At 66.5% G+C, this 18344-nt stretch carries 14 protein-coding genes and 1 tRNA gene; 11 read left to right on the top strand and 4 right to left on the bottom strand.

What is annotated here, in order from left to right:
* Positions 1-94: 94 nt before the first annotated feature.
* The 3 genes from Q5696_RS18730 to Q5696_RS18720 are packed head-to-tail and all read left to right on the top strand — an operon-like array spanning position 95 to position 3647.
* On the top strand, positions 95-1033 hold the full coding sequence (locus tag Q5696_RS18730; RefSeq protein ID WP_305092752.1) for a site-specific integrase: 939 nt from the start codon (positions 95-97) through the stop codon (positions 1031-1033).
* Complete coding sequence (locus Q5696_RS18725) at positions 1030-1962, top strand: site-specific integrase (RefSeq protein WP_305092751.1); 933 nt, start codon at positions 1030-1032, stop codon at positions 1960-1962. Before Q5696_RS18730 ends, Q5696_RS18725 begins: the two co-directional genes overlap by 4 nt.
* A complete protein-coding gene (locus tag Q5696_RS18720) occupies positions 1956-3647 on the top strand; it encodes a hypothetical protein (protein WP_305092750.1) in 1692 nt (563 codons plus the stop codon). Before Q5696_RS18725 ends, Q5696_RS18720 begins: the two co-directional genes overlap by 7 nt.
* Positions 3648-3884: 237 nt before the next feature.
* On the opposite strand, the gene Q5696_RS18715 is transcribed toward Q5696_RS18720, so the two are convergent.
* Positions 3885-3955, bottom strand: a tRNA-Gly gene (locus tag Q5696_RS18715).
* A 124-nt stretch (positions 3956-4079) separates the two neighbouring features.
* On the opposite strand from Q5696_RS18715, the gene dcd reads away from it, so the two are divergent.
* The 8 genes from dcd (at position 4080) to Q5696_RS18675 (ending at position 14057) form a co-directional block, all read left to right on the top strand.
* Entirely contained in the window at positions 4080-4667 is a 588-nt protein-coding gene (dcd, locus tag Q5696_RS18710; protein WP_305092749.1) for a dCTP deaminase, read from the top strand.
* A gap of 638 nt (positions 4668-5305) precedes the next feature.
* The gene (locus Q5696_RS18705) at positions 5306-6862 is read left to right on the top strand and encodes a sugar transferase (RefSeq protein ID WP_305095371.1); all 1557 of its coding nucleotides are present in this window, start codon (positions 5306-5308) and stop codon (positions 6860-6862) included.
* Between the two features lie 93 nt (positions 6863-6955).
* Entirely contained in the window at positions 6956-8281 is a 1326-nt protein-coding gene (locus tag Q5696_RS18700) for a UDP-glucose dehydrogenase family protein (protein WP_305092748.1), read from the top strand.
* Complete coding sequence (locus tag Q5696_RS18695) at positions 8278-9339, top strand: glycosyltransferase family 4 protein (protein WP_305092747.1); 1062 nt, start codon at positions 8278-8280, stop codon at positions 9337-9339. The genes Q5696_RS18700 and Q5696_RS18695 overlap by 4 nt, the downstream gene beginning before the upstream one ends.
* Positions 9336-10367: a glycosyltransferase family 4 protein gene (locus Q5696_RS18690; RefSeq protein ID WP_305092746.1), complete on the top strand. Its 1032-nt coding sequence runs from the start codon at positions 9336-9338 to the stop codon at positions 10365-10367. The genes Q5696_RS18695 and Q5696_RS18690 overlap by 4 nt, the downstream gene beginning before the upstream one ends.
* Entirely contained in the window at positions 10364-11440 is a 1077-nt protein-coding gene (locus Q5696_RS18685; protein ID WP_305092745.1) for a polysaccharide pyruvyl transferase family protein, read from the top strand. The genes Q5696_RS18690 and Q5696_RS18685 overlap by 4 nt, the downstream gene beginning before the upstream one ends.
* Complete coding sequence (locus tag Q5696_RS18680) at positions 11437-12531, top strand: glycosyltransferase family protein (protein ID WP_305092744.1); 1095 nt, start codon at positions 11437-11439, stop codon at positions 12529-12531. The genes Q5696_RS18685 and Q5696_RS18680 overlap by 4 nt, the downstream gene beginning before the upstream one ends.
* On the top strand, positions 12528-14057 hold the full coding sequence (locus Q5696_RS18675) for a lipopolysaccharide biosynthesis protein (protein WP_305092743.1): 1530 nt from the start codon (positions 12528-12530) through the stop codon (positions 14055-14057). Before Q5696_RS18680 ends, Q5696_RS18675 begins: the two co-directional genes overlap by 4 nt.
* On the opposite strand, the gene Q5696_RS18670 is transcribed toward Q5696_RS18675, so the two are convergent.
* From Q5696_RS18670 to Q5696_RS18660, 3 genes are all read right to left on the bottom strand, one after another.
* Positions 14032-14910 (bottom strand): glycosyltransferase family 2 protein, encoded by an 879-nt coding sequence (locus Q5696_RS18670; RefSeq protein WP_305092742.1) that lies wholly within the window; start codon positions 14908-14910, stop codon positions 14032-14034. The genes Q5696_RS18675 and Q5696_RS18670 overlap by 26 nt on opposite strands.
* Positions 14907-16190 carry an O-antigen ligase family protein gene (locus tag Q5696_RS18665; RefSeq protein WP_305092741.1) on the bottom strand — a complete coding sequence of 428 codons (1284 nt, stop codon included), beginning with the start codon at positions 16188-16190 and terminating at the stop codon, positions 14907-14909. The genes Q5696_RS18670 and Q5696_RS18665 overlap by 4 nt, the downstream gene beginning before the upstream one ends.
* A gap of 138 nt (positions 16191-16328) precedes the next feature.
* Positions 16329-18053, bottom strand: a complete 1725-nt coding sequence (locus Q5696_RS18660; RefSeq protein WP_305095370.1) for a DUF4012 domain-containing protein — start codon at positions 18051-18053, stop codon at positions 16329-16331.
* Positions 18054-18344 lie beyond the last annotated feature (291 nt).

Genomic DNA, 18344 nt, shown 5'->3' with positions numbered 1-18344 from the left:
GATGTGACTCATGAGGATGTGAACACTCATGACGATACTCCTCTGCGCTCTGATCGGGAGACCCTCGATCTATCTGGCCCACGGGTGATCGGCGATGTCGGCCTATCGGCGGCGCGTCGATGATCCGGCGTCGATTGCGGCCCGTATCAAGTGTTTTGAACCGCGTTCGGTTGATGCGGCAGCGTGGTCGGTGGTGGAGCCGTGGGTGCGGGAGACGGTGACGTTGTCGGGCCCGACGTTGCACAGCCAGGCAGCGAACACATTGAAGGCGTTGTCGCGGTTCGCGCTCTGGGCGGTCGACGAGGGAATGGTGCTCGATCGAGAGTCTGCGCTGACACCGCAGGCGATCGACCGGTATCGGTTGGTCGGGATGCGGGCGCTGGCCCCGACATCACGATCGGCGGAGGTGTCGAGGCTGCGGCATCTCGCGCGGGCAGTGACGAAGAAGGCGCCGTGGCCGGCAGCGGGGGCACAGGGTTCTCGGCAGGGGTTGTCGCCGCCCTACACAGACGAGGAGATCGCCGGATACTGGCAGGCCGCGGGCATGCAGAATGGGCCGTTCCGGGTTCAGGCGATGAAAGCGACGTTGGCGTTGACGGTCGGGGCGGGAGCTCGGTCGGGGGAGTTGTTCGCGGTCACGGCGGACGATGTCGTCGATGTCGACGGGATCGTTGCGGTGCGGCTGGGGTCGGTGCCGGCGCGTGTGGTGCCGGTGCGCGCGTCGTGGGTAGGCCGACTGCAGGCGGTGGTGGGTGCGGCAGGGGTCGGGCCGCTGGTCGGGTCGCGGCGTGTGGGCCGCGATCAGGCGTCGGCTTTGCTGGCGTCGTTCGAGTATCCGGGGGAGTTGTCGCGGTTGATGGTGCCCCGGCTGCGATCGACGTGGCTTGCCGGCGTGCTGACTGACTGCGGTGTGGCGGAGGTGTTTTCGGCGGCCGGGATCACGACCGGGAAGGCCTTGTCGGATCTGCTTCCGCATCTTCCCGCGCCGCAAACGGGTTCGCCCGGATGGAGGCGGTTGGGGGGATATCCATGACGGCGACACGGACACCTGATGAGGTGATCGAACGGTACACGCCGAGGATGTCCACGCAACTCTGGGAAGCGATCGGCCCCTTCGTCCGCGATGTCGTACGCCGCGGGTTCGCCTCGACCGCGACGCCGAAGGTCACCGCCTGCCGGATCGGGGCGGTCGCGTCGATCGTGGCATGGGCAGTGGAGCAGGGCTTGCCACTCGACGTCGAGGAGATCTTTCACCCGGCTACGGTCAACCGCTACGCCGCCACGATCGCGGGGTTGTCCGACGCGAGCCGGAGTACCCGCAGGGCCACCTTGACCACGCTCTCGCGTCGGATCACCAGGGCCGCACCGTGGGAGCCGGAGCGCGAAGTGTTCCCATATCCGCGGCTGTCTACGCCGTACACGTGGGCACAGGCCGAGCGGCTGTGCACGTGGGCGCCGCGACAGCGAACATCCCTGCGGACCAAGAGCCTGTCCGCGACACTCGCGCTCGGCTTCGGGTCCGGATTGCGCGCCGCCGAGATGATCACCGTCAAGACCGCCGACATTCGGACGCGCGGCAACCGAGTGACTGTCACCGTTCGCGGGCCGCGAGCGCGGCAGGTTCCAGTCAGGGCGCCCTATGAGGCTGCGGTTGTGGAAGCGGCCGAGCGGGCGACCGGTGCCCATCTGCTTCGCGATCCGGTACCTCGTGTCGAGTACATCTCAGCCATGCTGAACCGATGTGAGATCCCGGTGACGTTGCGCCCGTTGACCGCTGCCAGGCTACGACTGACATGGGAAGTCGCGATGGTGCAAGCGGTGCCGCTCCCCGTGTTCATGACACTCGCAGGTTTGACGAACGCCGAGAGGCTCGATCATCTGCTCGGCTTGATCGCAGAAGGGGCCGGGCGTGCCTGGATCAGGGAGGGTATGGATCCCTGCAACGAGCGGAGGCCGTGGTGACGGCTCACGGCACCCATCCTCTCCACGAGATCAGCACCGAAGTGCATCGGTGCGAATCGTGGCAGTGGAAGCGCGTGATGGCGGTAATCGAGAACTGTTCCGCCCGCGAGTTCCTACGGGAGGTATTCGAGCGCCATCGCGGCGCACACCGCACGTTCACCGCCGACGCGTTCCTCGCCTCCTACCTCCTGACACCCATGCTTCTGCTACCGATGGAGCAGACGAAGGTCACCGAGGTCGTACGCGGGTGGACCAATGCCCAGCGTCGAGACGTGGGTGTGCCTGTCCACCAATCTGTCTCGTACAAGATGGTCAACGATGCGCTCCGTCGTCTGCGGTGGGCATGCGCATCGCGGAACTATCCCGACTGGGACGAGAACAGATTCGCGCAGGCCCTACTCGATGCCTCCTTGGCGTGCCACCCGCCGACCGGGGCTGTCGCGTTGGATTCGACCGATCTGTCGACATGGGCGCGGGTGCGGTACCGCAAACCGGTCGTCGACGCCGATCCGGACTCCCCACCGCCTCCGAAGCACCCGTTCGCGCCGCAAGACCCGACACATCCGCATGCCCGCAGACAGGGGCACCACTTGCCGAACGCGCCCGTCGGCCGCGACGGACGATACGTCTACACCCTCGACTCTGACGCGCGCATGGGCTGGCGCAGCACCACCTTCGAGGGCTCGATGCACTTCTGCGGCTACGACCTACACGTGATCACCGATGTGCCACCCACAACCGGGCCCCGACACAGTCCGGTGCCGCATCTCGCTCGCACACTGTTTCTCGCGCCCGCGGGATCGAACAAAGGCGTTGCCGGCTTGCAGGCAGTCCGGGAACTCGGCGAGATCCCGAAACCACGTCAGCTGATCGCTGACCGCGCCTACAACTATGTACGCAACGAGAGGTTCGCCCTCCCGGTGTGGCAGCTGGGATACACGACGATCTACGACCTGCACGTGAGCCAGACCGGTCTTCACCCGGGCCCGGAGGACACCCGGACCATGTGGGTCGACGGAACCCTCTACCCGACGAGCCTGCCGGACGGCCTGATCGAGATCCCCCCGATCTCCCACGACATGAACCCTGCCGAACGCGCTCGGGCTGACCGGCGCCACAACGCCCGCCAAGCCTATGCGTTCGTCCCCCACGAAGCTCGACAACTCGACGGCACGCGTCGCTATCGAGGGCCGGCGGTTCCTCCGGTGCGTGTTCGATGCGTCAATCACCCGATCTCGATGCGCGCTTCTCACAAGAGTCCGACCACCTCCTGCGCCCGTGGCAAGCCATGTGGTTGCGGCATCACCGTCACCCTGACCGACGAGGACTTTCCCGATCGGCGCATGCCGTTCCAACACGGGAGCCTTGCATGGGAATCGTCGTACTTTCGCCGGGTCGGCATCGAGAGCCTGTTCGCTGAACTGAAGACCAACCGGATGACCGTGCACCGGGGGTATTTTCGAGGCTTCGGTCTTCGCCGATACACGCTCCTTGCCGGATTCACTCTCGCGGCACTGAACCTGCTCATCCTCCACGACTGGCACAGCAAACGCGAGCATCTGGATCCGTGGGGCCGGTACCTCGGCGAACCCGAACCCGCCCACACCGCCCGCACACCTCGCCGCACGGTGCGTGTGCGTCGTGTCACCCCCGCTGCGACCGTCGATGTGATGCCTGGCAGATAGCCGCATGCCCCGTCCGCGAAATCTCCGGATCTCGCCGATCCGCTTCGTCCGCCCCATGGAATACGGCAGAAGACAGCCGCCATCCGTTCGGATACCGCGGCGACTATCCGACCGTCAGTGGTCGAAACTATGCAGATAGCGAGACCGCGGCCTGAAACCATCAACTGGGGCGGCGGAGATCGCGCTGCGCTTCCAATTGGTGAACACAACGGGAATGAATGAGTGAACACTCCGGAGAGCCGATGACGGGAATCGAACCCGCGTATTCAGCTTGGGAAGCTGATGTTCTACCATTGAACTACATCGGCATACAGGCCGTGCGCTGCGGTTTTCCGGTTTCCCGGCCGCATCGGGCCTGCAAGCGGAAACTGTAGCAGAAGCTCCGCGGTGGGTGGTCGAGGTGGCCCCAGGGTGTGTCGGTAGCCTTTCGGTGTGCTGCTCTCAGATCGTGACATCCGTGCCGAGATCGCTTCCGGACGCCTGGGCATCGACCCGTTCGATGCGGAGATGGTGCAGCCGTCCAGTGTGGACGTCCGGCTCGACGGCCTGTTCCGTGTCTTCGACAACACCAAGTACACGCACATCGACCCGGCCCTGCAGCAGGACGAGCTGACGTCGCTCGTCGAACCGGCCGCGGGGGAGCCGTTCGTGTTGCATCCCGGTGAGTTCGTCCTCGGCTCCACCCTCGAGGTGTTCACGCTGCCCGACGATCTCGCCGGCCGCCTCGAAGGCAAGTCCAGCCTCGGGCGCCTCGGTCTGCTCACCCATTCCACCGCCGGCTTCATCGACCCCGGTTTCAGTGGGCACATCACGCTCGAGCTCTCCAACGTCGCGAACCTGCCCATCACGCTGTGGCCCGGCATGAAGATCGGTCAGCTGTGCCTGCTCAAGCTCAGCAGTGTCGCCGAGAACCCGTACGGCAGCTCGTCGGTCGGCTCGAAGTATCAGGGGCAGCGGGGCCCGACGCCGTCCCGCGCGTACCTGAACTTCCCCACGCATCCGAGCCGTAAGGCCCACTGACCCTGCCTCAGTAGGGACTTCGGTCCCTACTGGGGTGATCGAACATTCATTCGGCCTCACCCGCGCTGTATGTGTTTTGCGTCACACGCGCGCGGGGGTTGTTGTGGTGGCTGCCGCCGCCCGTGCCGTCGGTCTCTGGGTGAACACGTGTCAGTCCGGGTCGTGCGACCTGAGGTGCAGGTGCCTGGCGTTCGCTGCCGGCGCCGGTCGATGCGGTACCCGGTACGCGCGGTCCCTGCAGGTCGGTTCGATTACCGAGTGCTACCTCTACCGCGTCCGTGACGTAAAAGGGTCGTTCTCCCTGTTGAATTCGGAACAATTCAGCGTTCGTTCCGCGAGATGTGGCGGACGGCCGTCCATGTCCGGGTAATACGAGTCGGTCGTCCGTTCAACGTTGTCGGCCGTTCTTCTCGGGCTGTGACGAGCCCGCCCCCGTGCTACAACCTTTCCGTACAGCGAAGGGATCGGAGCGTCTCGATCCCGGAACGTGTCTGCTCCAGGGATGCGAAAGCGCTTGCGGGATGGAGGATCCTGCAGGGCCCGTCGCGAGCGGACGACACGGACGGCCTCCGCCGAGTGTGGTGGTGGCAGCCGGGCTCCACAGCAAGATCGACCCGTCGGGGGTCATGTCATGTGTGATGGTCGATGGAGGTGACGGCGTGACGGCTTCGCGCTACCTGGAGGTAGAGACCGAAGCGGAGAGGGATGGGGAGGACCCGCCACTCCGGTTGGTGAACGAGTCTTCTCCGCAACACAATTCACGAAGTCGCTGGCAGCACTGCTACGTGAGCCGGCTCCGGATCGTCGACACCGTCGTCGTGGCCGGGGCGGTCGCCGTCGCGCAGGTCGCACGGTTCGGTACCACGCCGGAAGCGGTCACGGCAGGAACGATTTCCGGGTTCAGCTACACGATGACGTCGGTGATGCTCGGAGGTTTGTGGCTTGCGATGCTCGCAATCCACCGCACCCGATCCACCCGTGTCATCGGCGCCGGGGCCGAGGAGTATCGCCGGATCACGACGGCAACGTTCCAGCTGTTCGGTGTCATCGGGATCCTCAGCCTGCTGTTCCAGGGGGACCTCGCGCGCGGATATCTCGCGATCGCGTTCCCCCTCGGCCTGATCGGCCTGCTCGGCGGTCGATGGTCCGTTCGTAAGATGGTGGCGCGCAAGCGCGCCAAGGGAGACTGCTACACGTCGGTCCTCGTCGTCGGCGGTCGGCGATCCGTCCTGACGATGACGCGGAACTTCGAACGCGAGTCCGCCTCCGGCTACCGCGTCGTCGGTGTGTGCGTTCCGGGGTCCGGCTACCTCGACGACGAGCACATCGTCGTCGACGGCCGTGAGATCCCCGTCCTCGGCAACGAGTACGCGGTGGTCGACGCACTGGCCGAATGCGGCGCCGACACCGTTGTCGTCACCGCCACCGAGCAACTCGGTCACGACGGAATCCGCAGTCTCGTATGGGATCTCGAACCTTCGAACGTCGACCTCGTCGTCGCACCCGGGGTCGTCGACGTCGCCGGCCCGCGCCTGGTGATGCGCCCGGTCGCCGGCTTCCCGCTCATCCACGTCGAGAAGCCGCGCTACCACGGCGCCAAGAGCTTCGGGAAAGTCGCGTTCGACATGTGCTTCGCGCTCGCGGCACTGATCCTGATCGCGCCCGTGATGCTCGCCGCCGCGATCGCCGTCAAGGCCACCAGCCGCGGCCCGATTCTGTACAGGTCCGAACGGATCGGCCTCGACGGCAAGCCCTTCCCGATGCTCAAGTTCCGCACCATGGTCGACGGCGCCGACAAGCAAGTCGCCGATCTGCTCGGCCGGAACGAAGGTGCCGGCGTCCTGTTCAAGATGAAGGACGACCCCCGGATCACCCCGGTCGGCAAGTTCCTCCGCAAGTACAGCCTCGACGAACTCCCGCAGTTCGTGAACGTCCTCCGCGGCGAGATGAGTGTCGTCGGACCGCGGCCGCCACTGCGCCGCGAAGTCGAAGCCTACGACGGAACCGTCCGCCGCCGCATGCTCGTCAAACCCGGCCTCACCGGCCTGTGGCAGGTCAGCGGACGCAGTGACCTGTCCTGGGACGAGACTGTGCGACTTGATCTTTCGTACGTCGAGAACTGGTCGATGATGCAGGACATGCTCATCGTCGGAAAAACCGTGCGGGCAGTCACCGCCGGCAGCGGAGCGTACTGACCCGATCGATCGTCCCACCCCTGTTCACCCGACGTACACCGACCAGGCAGGGCGGTGGTTCGTCGACCCCGAAATTCGAAGTTGAGGCAGACAATGGGTACATCCGTCGTGGTGTTCGGCACCGGTTACCTGGGCGCGACACATGCCGCCTGCATGGCAGAACTGGGTCACCAGGTCCTCGGTGTCGACATCGACGAGTCGAAACTGGCCAAGCTGGAGGCCGGCGAGGTTCCCTTCTACGAGCCGGGCCTGGACGAGGTCCTCCAGCGCAACATCGCGGCAGGACGCCTCCGCTTCACCTCGTCCTACCAGGAGGCGGCGGACTTCGCGGACATCCACTTCATCGGTGTCGGAACACCCCAGAAGAAGGGCGATTTCGGTGCCGACCTGACGTACGTCGATGCCGTGATCGACAGGCTCGCGCCGCTGCTGACACGTCCCGCGGTGATCCTCGGCAAGTCGACCGTCCCGGTCGGGACCGCGGAGCGGCTCGGTGCGCGGGCCCGGGCACTCGCCCCGGCAGGCGACGACGTCGAGGTCGCGTGGAACCCCGAGTTCCTCCGCGAAGGATTCGCGGTCCAGGACACGCTGCACCCGGACCGGCTCGTCCTCGGAGTGGATCGTGAGCGGCCGGGGCGTGCCGAAGAAACAGCCCGTGAGGTGTATGCGCAGCTGCTCGAGGAGAAGATTCCGTTCCTCGTGACGGACCTGGCGACAGCCGAGTTGGTCAAGACCTCCGCCAACGCTTTTCTGGCAACCAAGATTTCGTTCATCAACGCGATGTCGGAGGTGTGCGAGGCGGCCGGCGCGGACGTCACCGTCCTTGCCGATGCGATCGGGCACGACGCCCGGATCGGCCGTCGCTTTCTCAACGCGGGAGTAGGTTTCGGTGGCGGATGTCTGCCCAAGGACATTCGTGCCTTCATGGCGCGGGCGGGTGAGCTCGGCGCCGACCAGGCCTTGACGTTCCTCCGCGAGGTGGACGCGATCAACATGCGTCGACGCACCCGCATGGTCGAGATGGCACGTGAAGCATGCGGCGGAACACTGCTCGGCACCCGAGTGGCGGTCCTGGGTGCCGCGTTCAAGCCCGAATCGGACGATGTACGAGACTCGCCGGCCCTCAACGTCGCCGGCCAGATCCAGCTGCAGGGCGCCACGGTCACCGTGTACGACCCCAAGGCCATGGACAACTCGCGTCGACTGTTCCCCACCCTCGGCTACGCCACCAGCGTGGCCGACGCCGTCGAAGGCGCCGACGTGATCCTGGTCCTCACCGAGTGGAAGGAATTCCGGGAGCTGCGTCCCTCGCGGATCAACCCGCTCGTCCGGAACCGCAGCATCATCGACGGCCGCAACTGCCTGCGGCCGAGCGACTGGCGGGACGCAGGCTGGGTGTACCGGGGGATGGGACGATGACGGCCGCGGGAGACGAACGTCTCGACGTTCTGCACGTGTCCGAGGCCTACGGGGGCGGGGTCCAGAGCGCGATCAACCGATACATCGAGAACTCGCAGGACTGTCGGCACGCGGTGTTCGTGCGATCCCGCGATGCACACGACGTCGGGCAGCTTCCCGACGTCGAGGTCGTGCGGGTACAGGGGTCGATGCCGACGTTCGTGCGTGCGGCACGGCGAGCGATCCGTGACCGCCGGCCGCGGGTGGTGCATCTGCATTCGAGTTTCGCCGGCGTACTCCGGATCTTCGACTTCCCCGACGTGAAGGTCGTGTACACGCCGCACTCGTACGCCTTTCTGCGGGAAGACATCCATCCGGTGATGCGTGCGGGTTACCTGGGGGCCGAGTACCTGCTGAGTCGTCGGCGACGTCAGGTGATCGCGGCGATCAGCCCACACGAAGTGGCGTCGGCGGTACGGCTGACCGCCGGGCGGGCGGGCGTGCACTATCTGCCGAACGTGGCTGCCGACGCCGAGACGCGCCGAGAGCCGACCGTGCGCGAGGAAGCCGGGCGGACGACGGTCGTCACCGTCGGACGTATCTCCGCGCAGAAGGATCCGGCCTTCCTGGCCCGGGTCGTGGAGCATGCGGCCGATCCGTCGATCGAGTGGACGTGGATCGGGGACGGCGACGCCGGGCTCAAACGGCGACTCGTCGACGCGGGTGTCACGGTGACGGGCTGGCTCCCGAACACCGATGTCATGGAGCGAATGTCACAGGCAGACCTGTACTTCCATCCGGCGTCCTGGGAAGGAGCGCCGATGACGCTGCTCGAAGCGGCCGCACTCGGCACACCGGTGCTGGTACGCGAGATCGACACGCTCCGGGGACTGGGCTTCGCCTCGGCCGGTGCCACCACCGTCGACGTGGCCGCGACCGTCACCAGATTCTCACGCGATCACGGGTTCCGTGACGAGGTCCGACGTCGTGCCGTGGAATCCGTGGCGGTGCATTCGGCGGACGTACAACGTCGTGCGCTCGAGTACCTGTACGACGGACGGACCGAGGTGGCCGCATGAGAGTTCTGATGCCGGGACGGATCCTCGATCGTCACGTCGGCGGAAACACGACCTATGCGCGAACACTCGCCGCCGGCCTCCGGGAACGCGGTGTGGACGTCGGATCGATGAAGTTCGTCGGAAATCCGTTCGGGACACTGGCATTGGAGACCGCTCAGGCGCTGCGCCGGCCGCAGACCGACCAGGTACTCCACTATGTCGCCGATACCGGCCCGCTGGTCCCCACCCGGGCACCGTCCGTGGTGACCGTCCACGGGGTGGCGAGCAAATGGGTCGGCGGTGTGCGTACCCCACGTGCCGAACAGGTATGGCGGGGACGGGTGGCCGCTGCGATCCGGAACACGAATGCCCTCGTCACCGTGTCCGAATCGAGCGCAGACGATGTCGCAGAGGTGTTCGGTGTCGATCGTGACTCGATCACGGTGATACCGCACGGGATCGACAGTGCGAAGTTCGATGAACCCCGGCAGTTCTCCGACGAGATCCGCGGCAGTGTCCCGGAGCAGTTCCTGCTCTACGTCGGCAACATCGAGCCCCGGAAGAATCTGATCGAGCTGGTGCAGGCGATGGCCGACCGTGAACTCGCCGATCTCGGGATGCCGTTGCTGATCGCGGGGAAGCCGGCCTGGGACGCGGACGAGTCGATGGAAGCGATCCGCTCCGCACCGAACGTCCACTACCTCGGATTCGTGTCGGAGAACGACAAGATCGCGCTGATGCAGCACTGCACGGCCTTCCTGTTCCCGAGCAAGTACGAGGGATTCGGGTTCCCGGTTCTGGAGGCGATGGCCGCGGGAGCGCCGGTCGTCGCGTCGACCCGGGGCGCGCTCCGGGAAGTCGCCGGGCCGGCGAGGACCACCGACGAGATCGATCGCCACTCGATCGCGCGTGCGATCCGGGAGGCCGTCGGTGACGACGACTGGTTGGAGAGCGCCCCGGCATCGGGTCGGGCGTGGGCCGAGACGTTCTCGTGGGACAAGAGCATCGAGCACCACATTTCCGTCTACAGATCGGTGATGGACAAGTGAAAGTTGCGTTGCTGCACGGATACAGCGCGGAGAATGCCGGAGACGGTCTCCTCGTCGAGGAATCGATCGAGATCGTGCGTGAGGCACTCGGGCCGGACGTCGATTGCACCCTTGCGGCATCGCACCCGGAGACGTTCGGGCATCTCGGAATCCGCGTGGTCGATTCGGCGCCGAGCCGACGCGGATACGATCGGGAGTACCTCCGGCTGCTGAGCACCCTCGATCGATTCGACCTGGTCGTGGGTGTCGGTGGCGGCTATCTGCGAGCCGGTTACCTGCAGGAGGCCGCGAAGATGGCGCTCGTGCACGGGCCGCAGCTCGTCGCGGCAGCACGCACCTCGACCCCGACGGTCTATCTTCCGCAAAGTGTGGGTCCGGCCCGGTCGTTCGCGCATCGACTGGTCGGGCGAGGTGTGCGCTCGATCGACCGGTTCTGTGTGCGTGACGACCGCAGTGCGAACGAATTCGGCCGATACGGTGTCGACCGTGTGCCGGATCTCGCGATCCTGTCGGCGGACACCGAGTTCCGTGACCTGCCGGTGGCCGACGTGCCGGTGGTGAGTGTCCGCCCGATCCGGGGCACGGTACCGCCGCTGGTCGTCGACCTGTGTCGTCAGCTCGGGACGTTCGACGGTTACGTGCAGAGCGAGACGTCCGGTAACGACGACCGGGCCGCGATGGCGTCGATCGGTGCCGACCGGATCCTCACCCGTGCCGAGCTGTTGCAGCCGGTCGACCGGACCAGGGTCGTGGTGGCCGTCCGGCTCCATGCCGCGCTCATGGCGTTGCGGGCCGGTCACTACGTCGTCCACCTGGCGTACGAGCGGAAAGGGTTCGGGGCCTTCGAAGATCTCGGGCTCGACGAGTACGTCCACAACGTCAACATGTTCGAGCCGGAGCGGGTCATCAGGCAGGTCCGAAGACTGGCCGACGATCCGGCGGCGCAGGTCGACTATCGACGTCGTGCCGGTGCCGCACTCGGGGCGGCACACGACGCGCGCGCGGCACTCGTCGGTGACCTCCGTGACGCGACCCGTGGTATCCGGTCCCGTTCCGAGACGGCGGCGCGGTGACGGGTCGTGCGGACCGGCGGGGAGCGGACACCGGCCAGGTCTTCGTCTGGGCGACCGGACAGGACGAGAACATCGGTGACTCGCTGCTCCGCCGCGCATATCTCGACCGGCTTCGCACCCACGGCACCGTCAACGCCTGGACGGGGAACGCCAGTGCCGATTTCCTGACCGGTCTCGGACTGGACACCTCCGACCGGGTGTTCACGAGTTACCGGCACTGGTATGCCGCGGCCCTCCGGTCAGCGGTGGGATCTCGAACCCTGTTGGCGGTCAACGCCGGTGAAGTACCCGTCTCGAGACGCGGTGCGTTACGCATGTCGACACTCGCGGTCCTGACGATCTGGTGCCGACTGTTCGGCGGCACCGCCGTATGGGTCGGTGCCGGCGTTCCCTGCAAGGGCGTGTCACGCGCTCTCGCGGTACCGTATCGACTGGTCGCGAAGCTCTGCGACATCGTGCACTTCCGGGACGCGGAATCGAACATCGCGATCGCGACGGACTGTGCCGTGGAACCCGATTGGGCTTTCGCGCTGGGACGCGCAGCCCAGGAATGGCTTCCGCACGAGGACCGGACGTACCTGGCGGTGGTCGTACGGGGCGATCGGGCCCGGCCTAACCCGGAATGGATCGAGTGGGTGCGGGCAACGGCCGCGACCCTCGATCTCGAGCCGATCGTGGTGGTTCAGGTCCGTCGGGACTCGGAGACCGCGCAATGGCTGGCAACCGAGCTCGGCGGTGTGGTCTCGACGTGGGACGACACCGACCATGCGACCCGGGAACACGAGGTCAGACGCATCTACGCGCAGAGCGCGGTAGTGGTCGGGGACCGGTTGCACGGGCTCATCGTCGCAGCGACGGAAGGCGCCGTGCCGCTCGGCTGGGTCGAATCGTCGGGGGGCAAGATTCGCCGGCACTTCGACGCCGTCGGCCTGGACTGGGCCGGTACGTACGAGGGCAGTGACCCGTCGAGCCTCGAAACGGTCCGCGCGCACGATCTGGTGCGCAGGAGACAGGAACTGGTGGGCGCGGTCGAGGACGCACGCTCACGATTGGCGGCAGTGGGCAGAACGCTCACCGGCAGTGTGCGATGACGACCACCGGCTCCCCGGACACCACGGGCTCGCTGTCGACGGTGGCAGCCCGAGGTGCCTCGTACACTGTTGTGGGACAGTTGATCCGGATCGTCGTGTTGTTCGCGGGAACCATCGTTCTGGCACGAATCCTCAGCCCCACCGACTTCGGCCTGGTCGCGATCGTCACGTCCTTGGTGGCGTTCGGTGAGCTCGTCCGCGACTTCGGTCTGTCCACGGCGGCCGCCCGCGAAAAGCACTTGTCGCACCGGCAGCAGAGCAACCTCTTCTGGATCAACACCGGTCTCGGGTGCCTGCTCGGCGTGGTCACCTGGCTGCTGGCTCCCGTTGTCGCGTCGGTGTTCTCCGACGACGCTCTCGCCGACATCGTCCGATGGTCGTCGGTGGTGTTCGTCGTGAACGGGGCCGCCACCCAGTTCCGGGCGGAATTGAATCGGCGCCTCGATTTCAGGAAACTCGCGCTGGTCGACACCGCCCCGGTCGTGATCGGGCTCGGCTCGGCGGTCGGATTCGTTCTCCTGGTGGAACCGAACTACTGGGCGCTGGTGTGCCAGCAGGTGGTCACCGCGGTGTGCGGGCTGGTCCTGGCGGTACTCGCGAGCGGGTGGCTGCCCGGACTTCCCGGGCGGGGTGGTTCGGTCCGGCACCTGCTGTCTTTCGGATTCGGGCTCTTCGGGACGCAAGGCGTCGCCTACTTCACCCGAAACGTCGACAGTCTGTCGTTGGGCTACGTGTGGGGGCCCGCGGAGCTGGGTGTCTACAACCGTGCGTACCAGCTTCTGATGGTGCCGATCAACCAGGTGGCGGCGCCGTTGACCCGGGTCGCGGTGCCGATCCTGACCCGGGTTGCCGATCAGCGGGAACGGTTGCAGTCCTACCTGCGGACCGGCCAGCTCATGGGCGGCGTCGTACTCGGCATCACGTACGGAATCCTGTTCGGGCTCGCCGGACCGATCGTGACATTGGTGTTCGGCGACCCGTGGACGTCGATGATCCCCATTTTCCAGGCACTCGCGATCGGTGGCGCGTTCCGTGCGCTCAACCAGGTGACGTTCTGGGCGTTCCTCGCGAAGGGCGAGACGACAGCGCAGTTCCGTTTCTACCTCGTGTCCCAGCCCCTCATCGTCGCCGCCATGCTGGCCGGACTCCCGTGGGGCGCACTCGGTGTGGCGGTCGGCCATTCGGTCGGCTACGGCATCAACTGGGTGCTCTCGTACTGGTGGTGCGGCCGGGTGACGGGAATCGACATGGGGGAGCTGTTCGTCTCGGGAACGAAATGCCTTGCCGTGTTCGCGGTTCCGCCGGGAATATTCGGGATCGTGGTGTCGTCGTTCGTCCCGAATCCGCTCGCGGCGATCGGCGCCGGCCTGACCGTGACGGCCGCCTACTTCGGCGCGTTGTGGTTCACGTCGCGGTTCGCGCGCGAGACCTTCCTCCTGGGACGTCACGCAGTCGGGAAGGTCCTCGACCGGAAGTCGACCCGGCGGCGGCCGGCGACGGTCAGTTCCGATTCCACGGCTTCGTGAGGAGCTTGCGGCCCGCGTAGACGGGATCCGCAATCATCCACTCGCCCAACCTGAGCGCAGCCGACAGGGTGTTGCCCGACGCCCATTCGGCGCGTGCTCGACGCGCCGACGCCGCCATCCGGACACGACGCTCGGACATGTACTCGAGGTCGAGCCCGAGATGGTCCGCGTAGTGCCGGCGGATGTCTTCCTTCGCTTCGATCGCCGACGTCGCCGACCGGACGGACTTGCCGCCGGCGAGGCTGTACCGGCAGCTGGGCTCGTCACGCACCGCGATACCGCCGACCATCGACAGGCGGATGAGCAGCTCGTAATCTTCCGCGTATCGCGGCGCGAGCGCGGCAGGTTCGATCGTCTTGGTCGACACGTACGCCGAGCGGCGCACGACAGCAGCACACGGCGGCCACGGACCGAAACCGTTGACCAGTAACGACTGCGTCGTCACCGGGCTGTACCGGATGGGGAAGGGGCGCTCGTCCCCGCCCTCGGCGATGCCGATCACGGTACCGGCCGACACCGCGAGGGACGGATCCTCCTCGAGTACGCGAACGGAGTTCCGGACTGCATCGGGGAGGAGTTCGTCGTCCGAGTCCAGGAACGACAGGTACGTGCTCGTCGCATGTTCGGCACCGCGCGCACGTGCCGTGGCAGCGCCGGCATTCTCCTGCCGAATGCACAGGGCGCCTGCCTCTTCGGCGCGCTCACCGGTCGCGTCGTCCGATCCGTCGTCGACGACGATCACCGTGGCGGCACCGGCAGCGAACGCGGATTCGACGGCCCTGCGGATCGTCTGCTCGGCACGAAATGCCGGGATCACGACGGTCAGGTCGGAAGCTTCTTCACGGAGGTTCATACGCGTGCTTCTTTCTGGGTGACTACCCGGTCGGACGTCGTCCTGTCGGGTCGGGCGGGTTCCCGCGACGGCTGGGAAGGCAGGCCGGTGACGGCGACTGCGAGCAGAATCGGAATCCAGTACTGCTGCTGGTCGTAGAACGCCGATGTCATACCGAACGCGACGACTGCGGCCACGACCGCGGACTGGAGCGGATCCCGGGTCGTCACCAGCGATCGGACGATCATCGCGATCAGCAGGACCGAGATCGCGGCAACCGCCACGAACAGCAGGAGTCCGCCCTGGTACCACGCCCGGAGAAGATAGTTGTGAACGACGGTGACGCCGTTGAACGTTCCCTGGTGCATCGAGTCCATCCCCACCCCGGTGAACGGATCGGAACGGATGCTCTCGGCCGCGAACTCGTACGTGGACTGGCGGATCGACACCGAGGCGACCCCGTCGTCGGTCACGCCGAGGACGGTATCGACACGACCCTGGACCGGTTCGATCGCATCGGTCGGGTCGTATCCCAGCGTCAACGCGAGACTGCTGCACACGGCGATTCCGACAGCCACCCGGACGGCACTCTTGACCGTCACTCGCATCGCGACCAAGAGGACGATGCCGCCCACCGCGAGGGAGATCATCGAGCTGAGGCTTCCGGATCCGATCAGTGCGACGGTATTGATCGCGACCACGGCCCAGCAGGCCCATCGGCGGCCTCCCGACGTCCGATGGACGAGGAAGAGACCGATCAGGATCGCGAGGGCGGCCATCAACCCGAGAACGTTCGGGTGGGCCGCCAGACCGTTCGCACGGCCGGCGTTGGCGCGCAGACTCGCGACGGAGGCACCGGTCAGTTGCATGATCCCGACCAGTGCCGAGACCGACTGGACCACCAGGAAACCGGTGATCGCACAGCGGGTGAAGGATTCCCGCTCGGTGGCGTAGTACCGAAGAATGAAGGGGGTCAACCCGACGAACACGGCGAGTTTCACTCCCACGTACATGCTCGGTACCACTGCGGACGACACCCCGGAGACGACGGCGGCCAACGGAATCATGCACAGTGCGAACAGCCAGACCCGGGCTCCGGGTGGACGCCGGAGCTTTCCGAGCAGGGTGCAGGCCAGCACCGCGGTGAGGATGAAGTAGGGGAGAAGTGCGCTGCCGTACGTCATGACGAGCCGATGAACCGGCGTGATCGCGATGATTCCGATCCACACGGCGCCGCCGAGGGTGGTCCCCGACATGTACCGGTCTTCGCGGACAGCATTGACCGCGGATGTTGTTCCCATTGATCCCCCGACGGGCTCGTACGGCGCGGACCTTGCCGCATCCTTCGGACATCTTATCGGTGTCGGCCGCCCTTCACATCCCGAGCAAACGGTTGGGGTGAAAGAGGATTCGGTCGATTGTCGAGACGGTTCCGGTCGTCAGCAGGGTTCCACGACCGTGGCGATCCGCGGCTCGTCCACCAGTGGCTGCACGGCCACTTCCGCTTCTCCGGCGACGGCCGGCTCGGTGAGATGGTAGACGACCTCGACGGTTTCGCCTTGGGGGATGGCGAACTGCAGGTCGTAGACCGGGTGGCCGAGTTCGTTTCCGGTGAACGCGAATCCGGGCTTTCCGTCGACGGTGGCCTTGTCGAGTTTCGCGCCGCGGGTGGCGACGAGAGACAGGTTGGTGAGGTTGGTGCCGGCGGGCGCGCCCCGGGGGTTGTCGAACATGCCGGCGACGTAGGTGGTGTAGTCACCGGGCGGGAGGGTGTTGGTGAGGCGCACGGTGACGGTGGTGCTGCGGGTGTCGCCGGTGCAGGTGCCGCCCCGGTATTCGATGTCCCGCTGCAGGTAGTAGTCGAGTTTGTTGCCGCCGAGATTGTTGACGACGACACCGGCGTAGGGCGCATCACTGTCCGGGACGGTCTGCCCCAGTCGTGTTCCCGCGATCACGTCCTGCTCGTCGGGGTGTGCACTCCATACGGCGAGCCGGCCTTCGCCGGCAGCCCTGCCGAGGGCTTCGAGGAGGTCTCGAGGCTTCGCGATCTTCCCGGTCATCTTCTCGACGACCTTCGCCGCGACGGTCTGCAGGTAGCGTTTGCGGGCGGTGTTGTTGTCGGCGAACCGGGAATAGGCCGTCGATTCGGTGAGCTCGACGACGTTGTCGGCGGTGACCTTCTCTCCGTCCGGCATCGTCACCGGGCCGACGACACCGAGCACATAGCTGAGCGCGACCGGGTCGGTGGCGATGACGCCGTCCACCCGCTCCCCGGATTCCTGCTCCCACAACGACTGCCAGATCTGCGCGGCATAGGGGAAGTGGGAACTGATGTTGCTGTTGCGGAAGTCGGTGGTGGGGCGGCTCTGCCCGTACAGGCGCTCGAAGTCGGGTCCGAGATCGAGCGGGCGTTTGCCGTCGACCGCCAGTTCCCGGTTGCTCGCCAGTTCGTCGACGCGGATCGCGCCGTCGGTGGCGAGCAACTCTCCGAAACCGCCGAGCAGGCCGCCTGTGCCGCGGGCCTCTGCGTTCGTCTGGAATCCGATGAAGTAGGAGCGCGGCCCGTCCGCACCCAGCATCGCCGGCGCGATCTCGGCGGCCGTGGACACGGAACCGAGCATCGACGACAGTTCCTGGGTCCGGGCCACCAGTTCGGTGCGGGCGTCGTCGACCGGGCCGACGAACGAACCTGATACCGCTCCGGCTCGATCGGCCCAGTTCTGCGCCGCAGCAGCAGCTTCCGCGACATCCGGTGCCGCATCCCGCAGTGACTGCACGTTGATCCGGGCGCCGCTCTGGAGGAGGTGGTCCGGAGACAGTGCCGCCCCGGCCCGTACCGCCGGTGGCAGTACCTCCGACGTGAGCCCGCCGACGACGTCCGTCATCTCGCGTGCCGACCGGAACGGGTCGCCGACACCCGGGAGTGCGGCGGCGACTCGCCAGCCGATCGATTCGGTGCCCTGTCGTGCGTCGCCGGCATACCGGTCGGCCTGTCGGGCGGCGTCGGCCGCGGCCGTGGCGTCCCCGGCCAGCAGTGCATCCTTCGAGCGCACCGAAAAGTCCGCGGCTCGTTCGAGATTCAATTTGATCTGGGTGGCCTCGTACGCGGTGTACCCGGCCCAGGCCGCAACCGCTGCGAGCCCGACACCCGCACCGATCGCGATGCGGCGCCGACGCTTCCGCGTCCCGTGTGCCGACTGCTGTGCCGGTGGCTGCGCCGACTGCGCCGACTGTGCCGGAGCCGATTCGATCTGATCCACGCCGGAGATCCCTTTCGGTCGTCGTACCCGGGGCAGGCTAACCCGAATCCTGATTGGTCGGGCGTTCAAGTGGTGAATGGTGCACTCGCACAGTAAGTTAGTCCTGCCCGTGCCACGCAGGTTGGTGCGGGTGGGCTTCGTGGACCCGTCGGGTCGCTTCCCGCGGAGTTGTCGGGTACCTGCTGCAGGCGAGGG

The organism is Prescottella sp. R16, assembly GCF_030656875.1.
In the GTDB taxonomy this organism is placed as follows: domain Bacteria; phylum Actinomycetota; class Actinomycetes; order Mycobacteriales; family Mycobacteriaceae; genus Prescottella.
This window is presented reverse-complemented; position numbering and strand designations above follow the sequence as displayed.

Bases quoted from the DNA above. Each gene is read 5' to 3' on its own strand.
- Q5696_RS18730 (WP_305092752.1), top strand. From the start codon at position 95: ATGTCGGCCTATCGGCGGCGCGTCGATGATCCGGCGTCGATTGCGGCC.
- Q5696_RS18725 (WP_305092751.1), top strand. From the start codon at position 1,030: ATGACGGCGACACGGACACCTGATGAGGTGATCGAACGGTACACGCCG.
- Q5696_RS18705 (WP_305095371.1), top strand. From the start codon at position 5,306: ATGGTCGATGGAGGTGACGGCGTGACGGCTTCGCGCTACCTGGAGGTA.
- Q5696_RS18700 (WP_305092748.1), top strand. From the start codon at position 6,956: ATGGGTACATCCGTCGTGGTGTTCGGCACCGGTTACCTGGGCGCGACA.
- Q5696_RS18695 (WP_305092747.1), top strand. From the start codon at position 8,278: ATGACGGCCGCGGGAGACGAACGTCTCGACGTTCTGCACGTGTCCGAG.
- Q5696_RS18690 (WP_305092746.1), top strand. From the start codon at position 9,336: ATGAGAGTTCTGATGCCGGGACGGATCCTCGATCGTCACGTCGGCGGA.
- Q5696_RS18675 (WP_305092743.1), top strand. From the start codon at position 12,528: ATGACGACCACCGGCTCCCCGGACACCACGGGCTCGCTGTCGACGGTG.
- Q5696_RS18670 (WP_305092742.1), bottom strand. From the start codon at position 14,910: ATGAACCTCCGTGAAGAAGCTTCCGACCTGACCGTCGTGATCCCGGCA.
- Q5696_RS18665 (WP_305092741.1), bottom strand. From the start codon at position 16,190: ATGGGAACAACATCCGCGGTCAATGCTGTCCGCGAAGACCGGTACATG.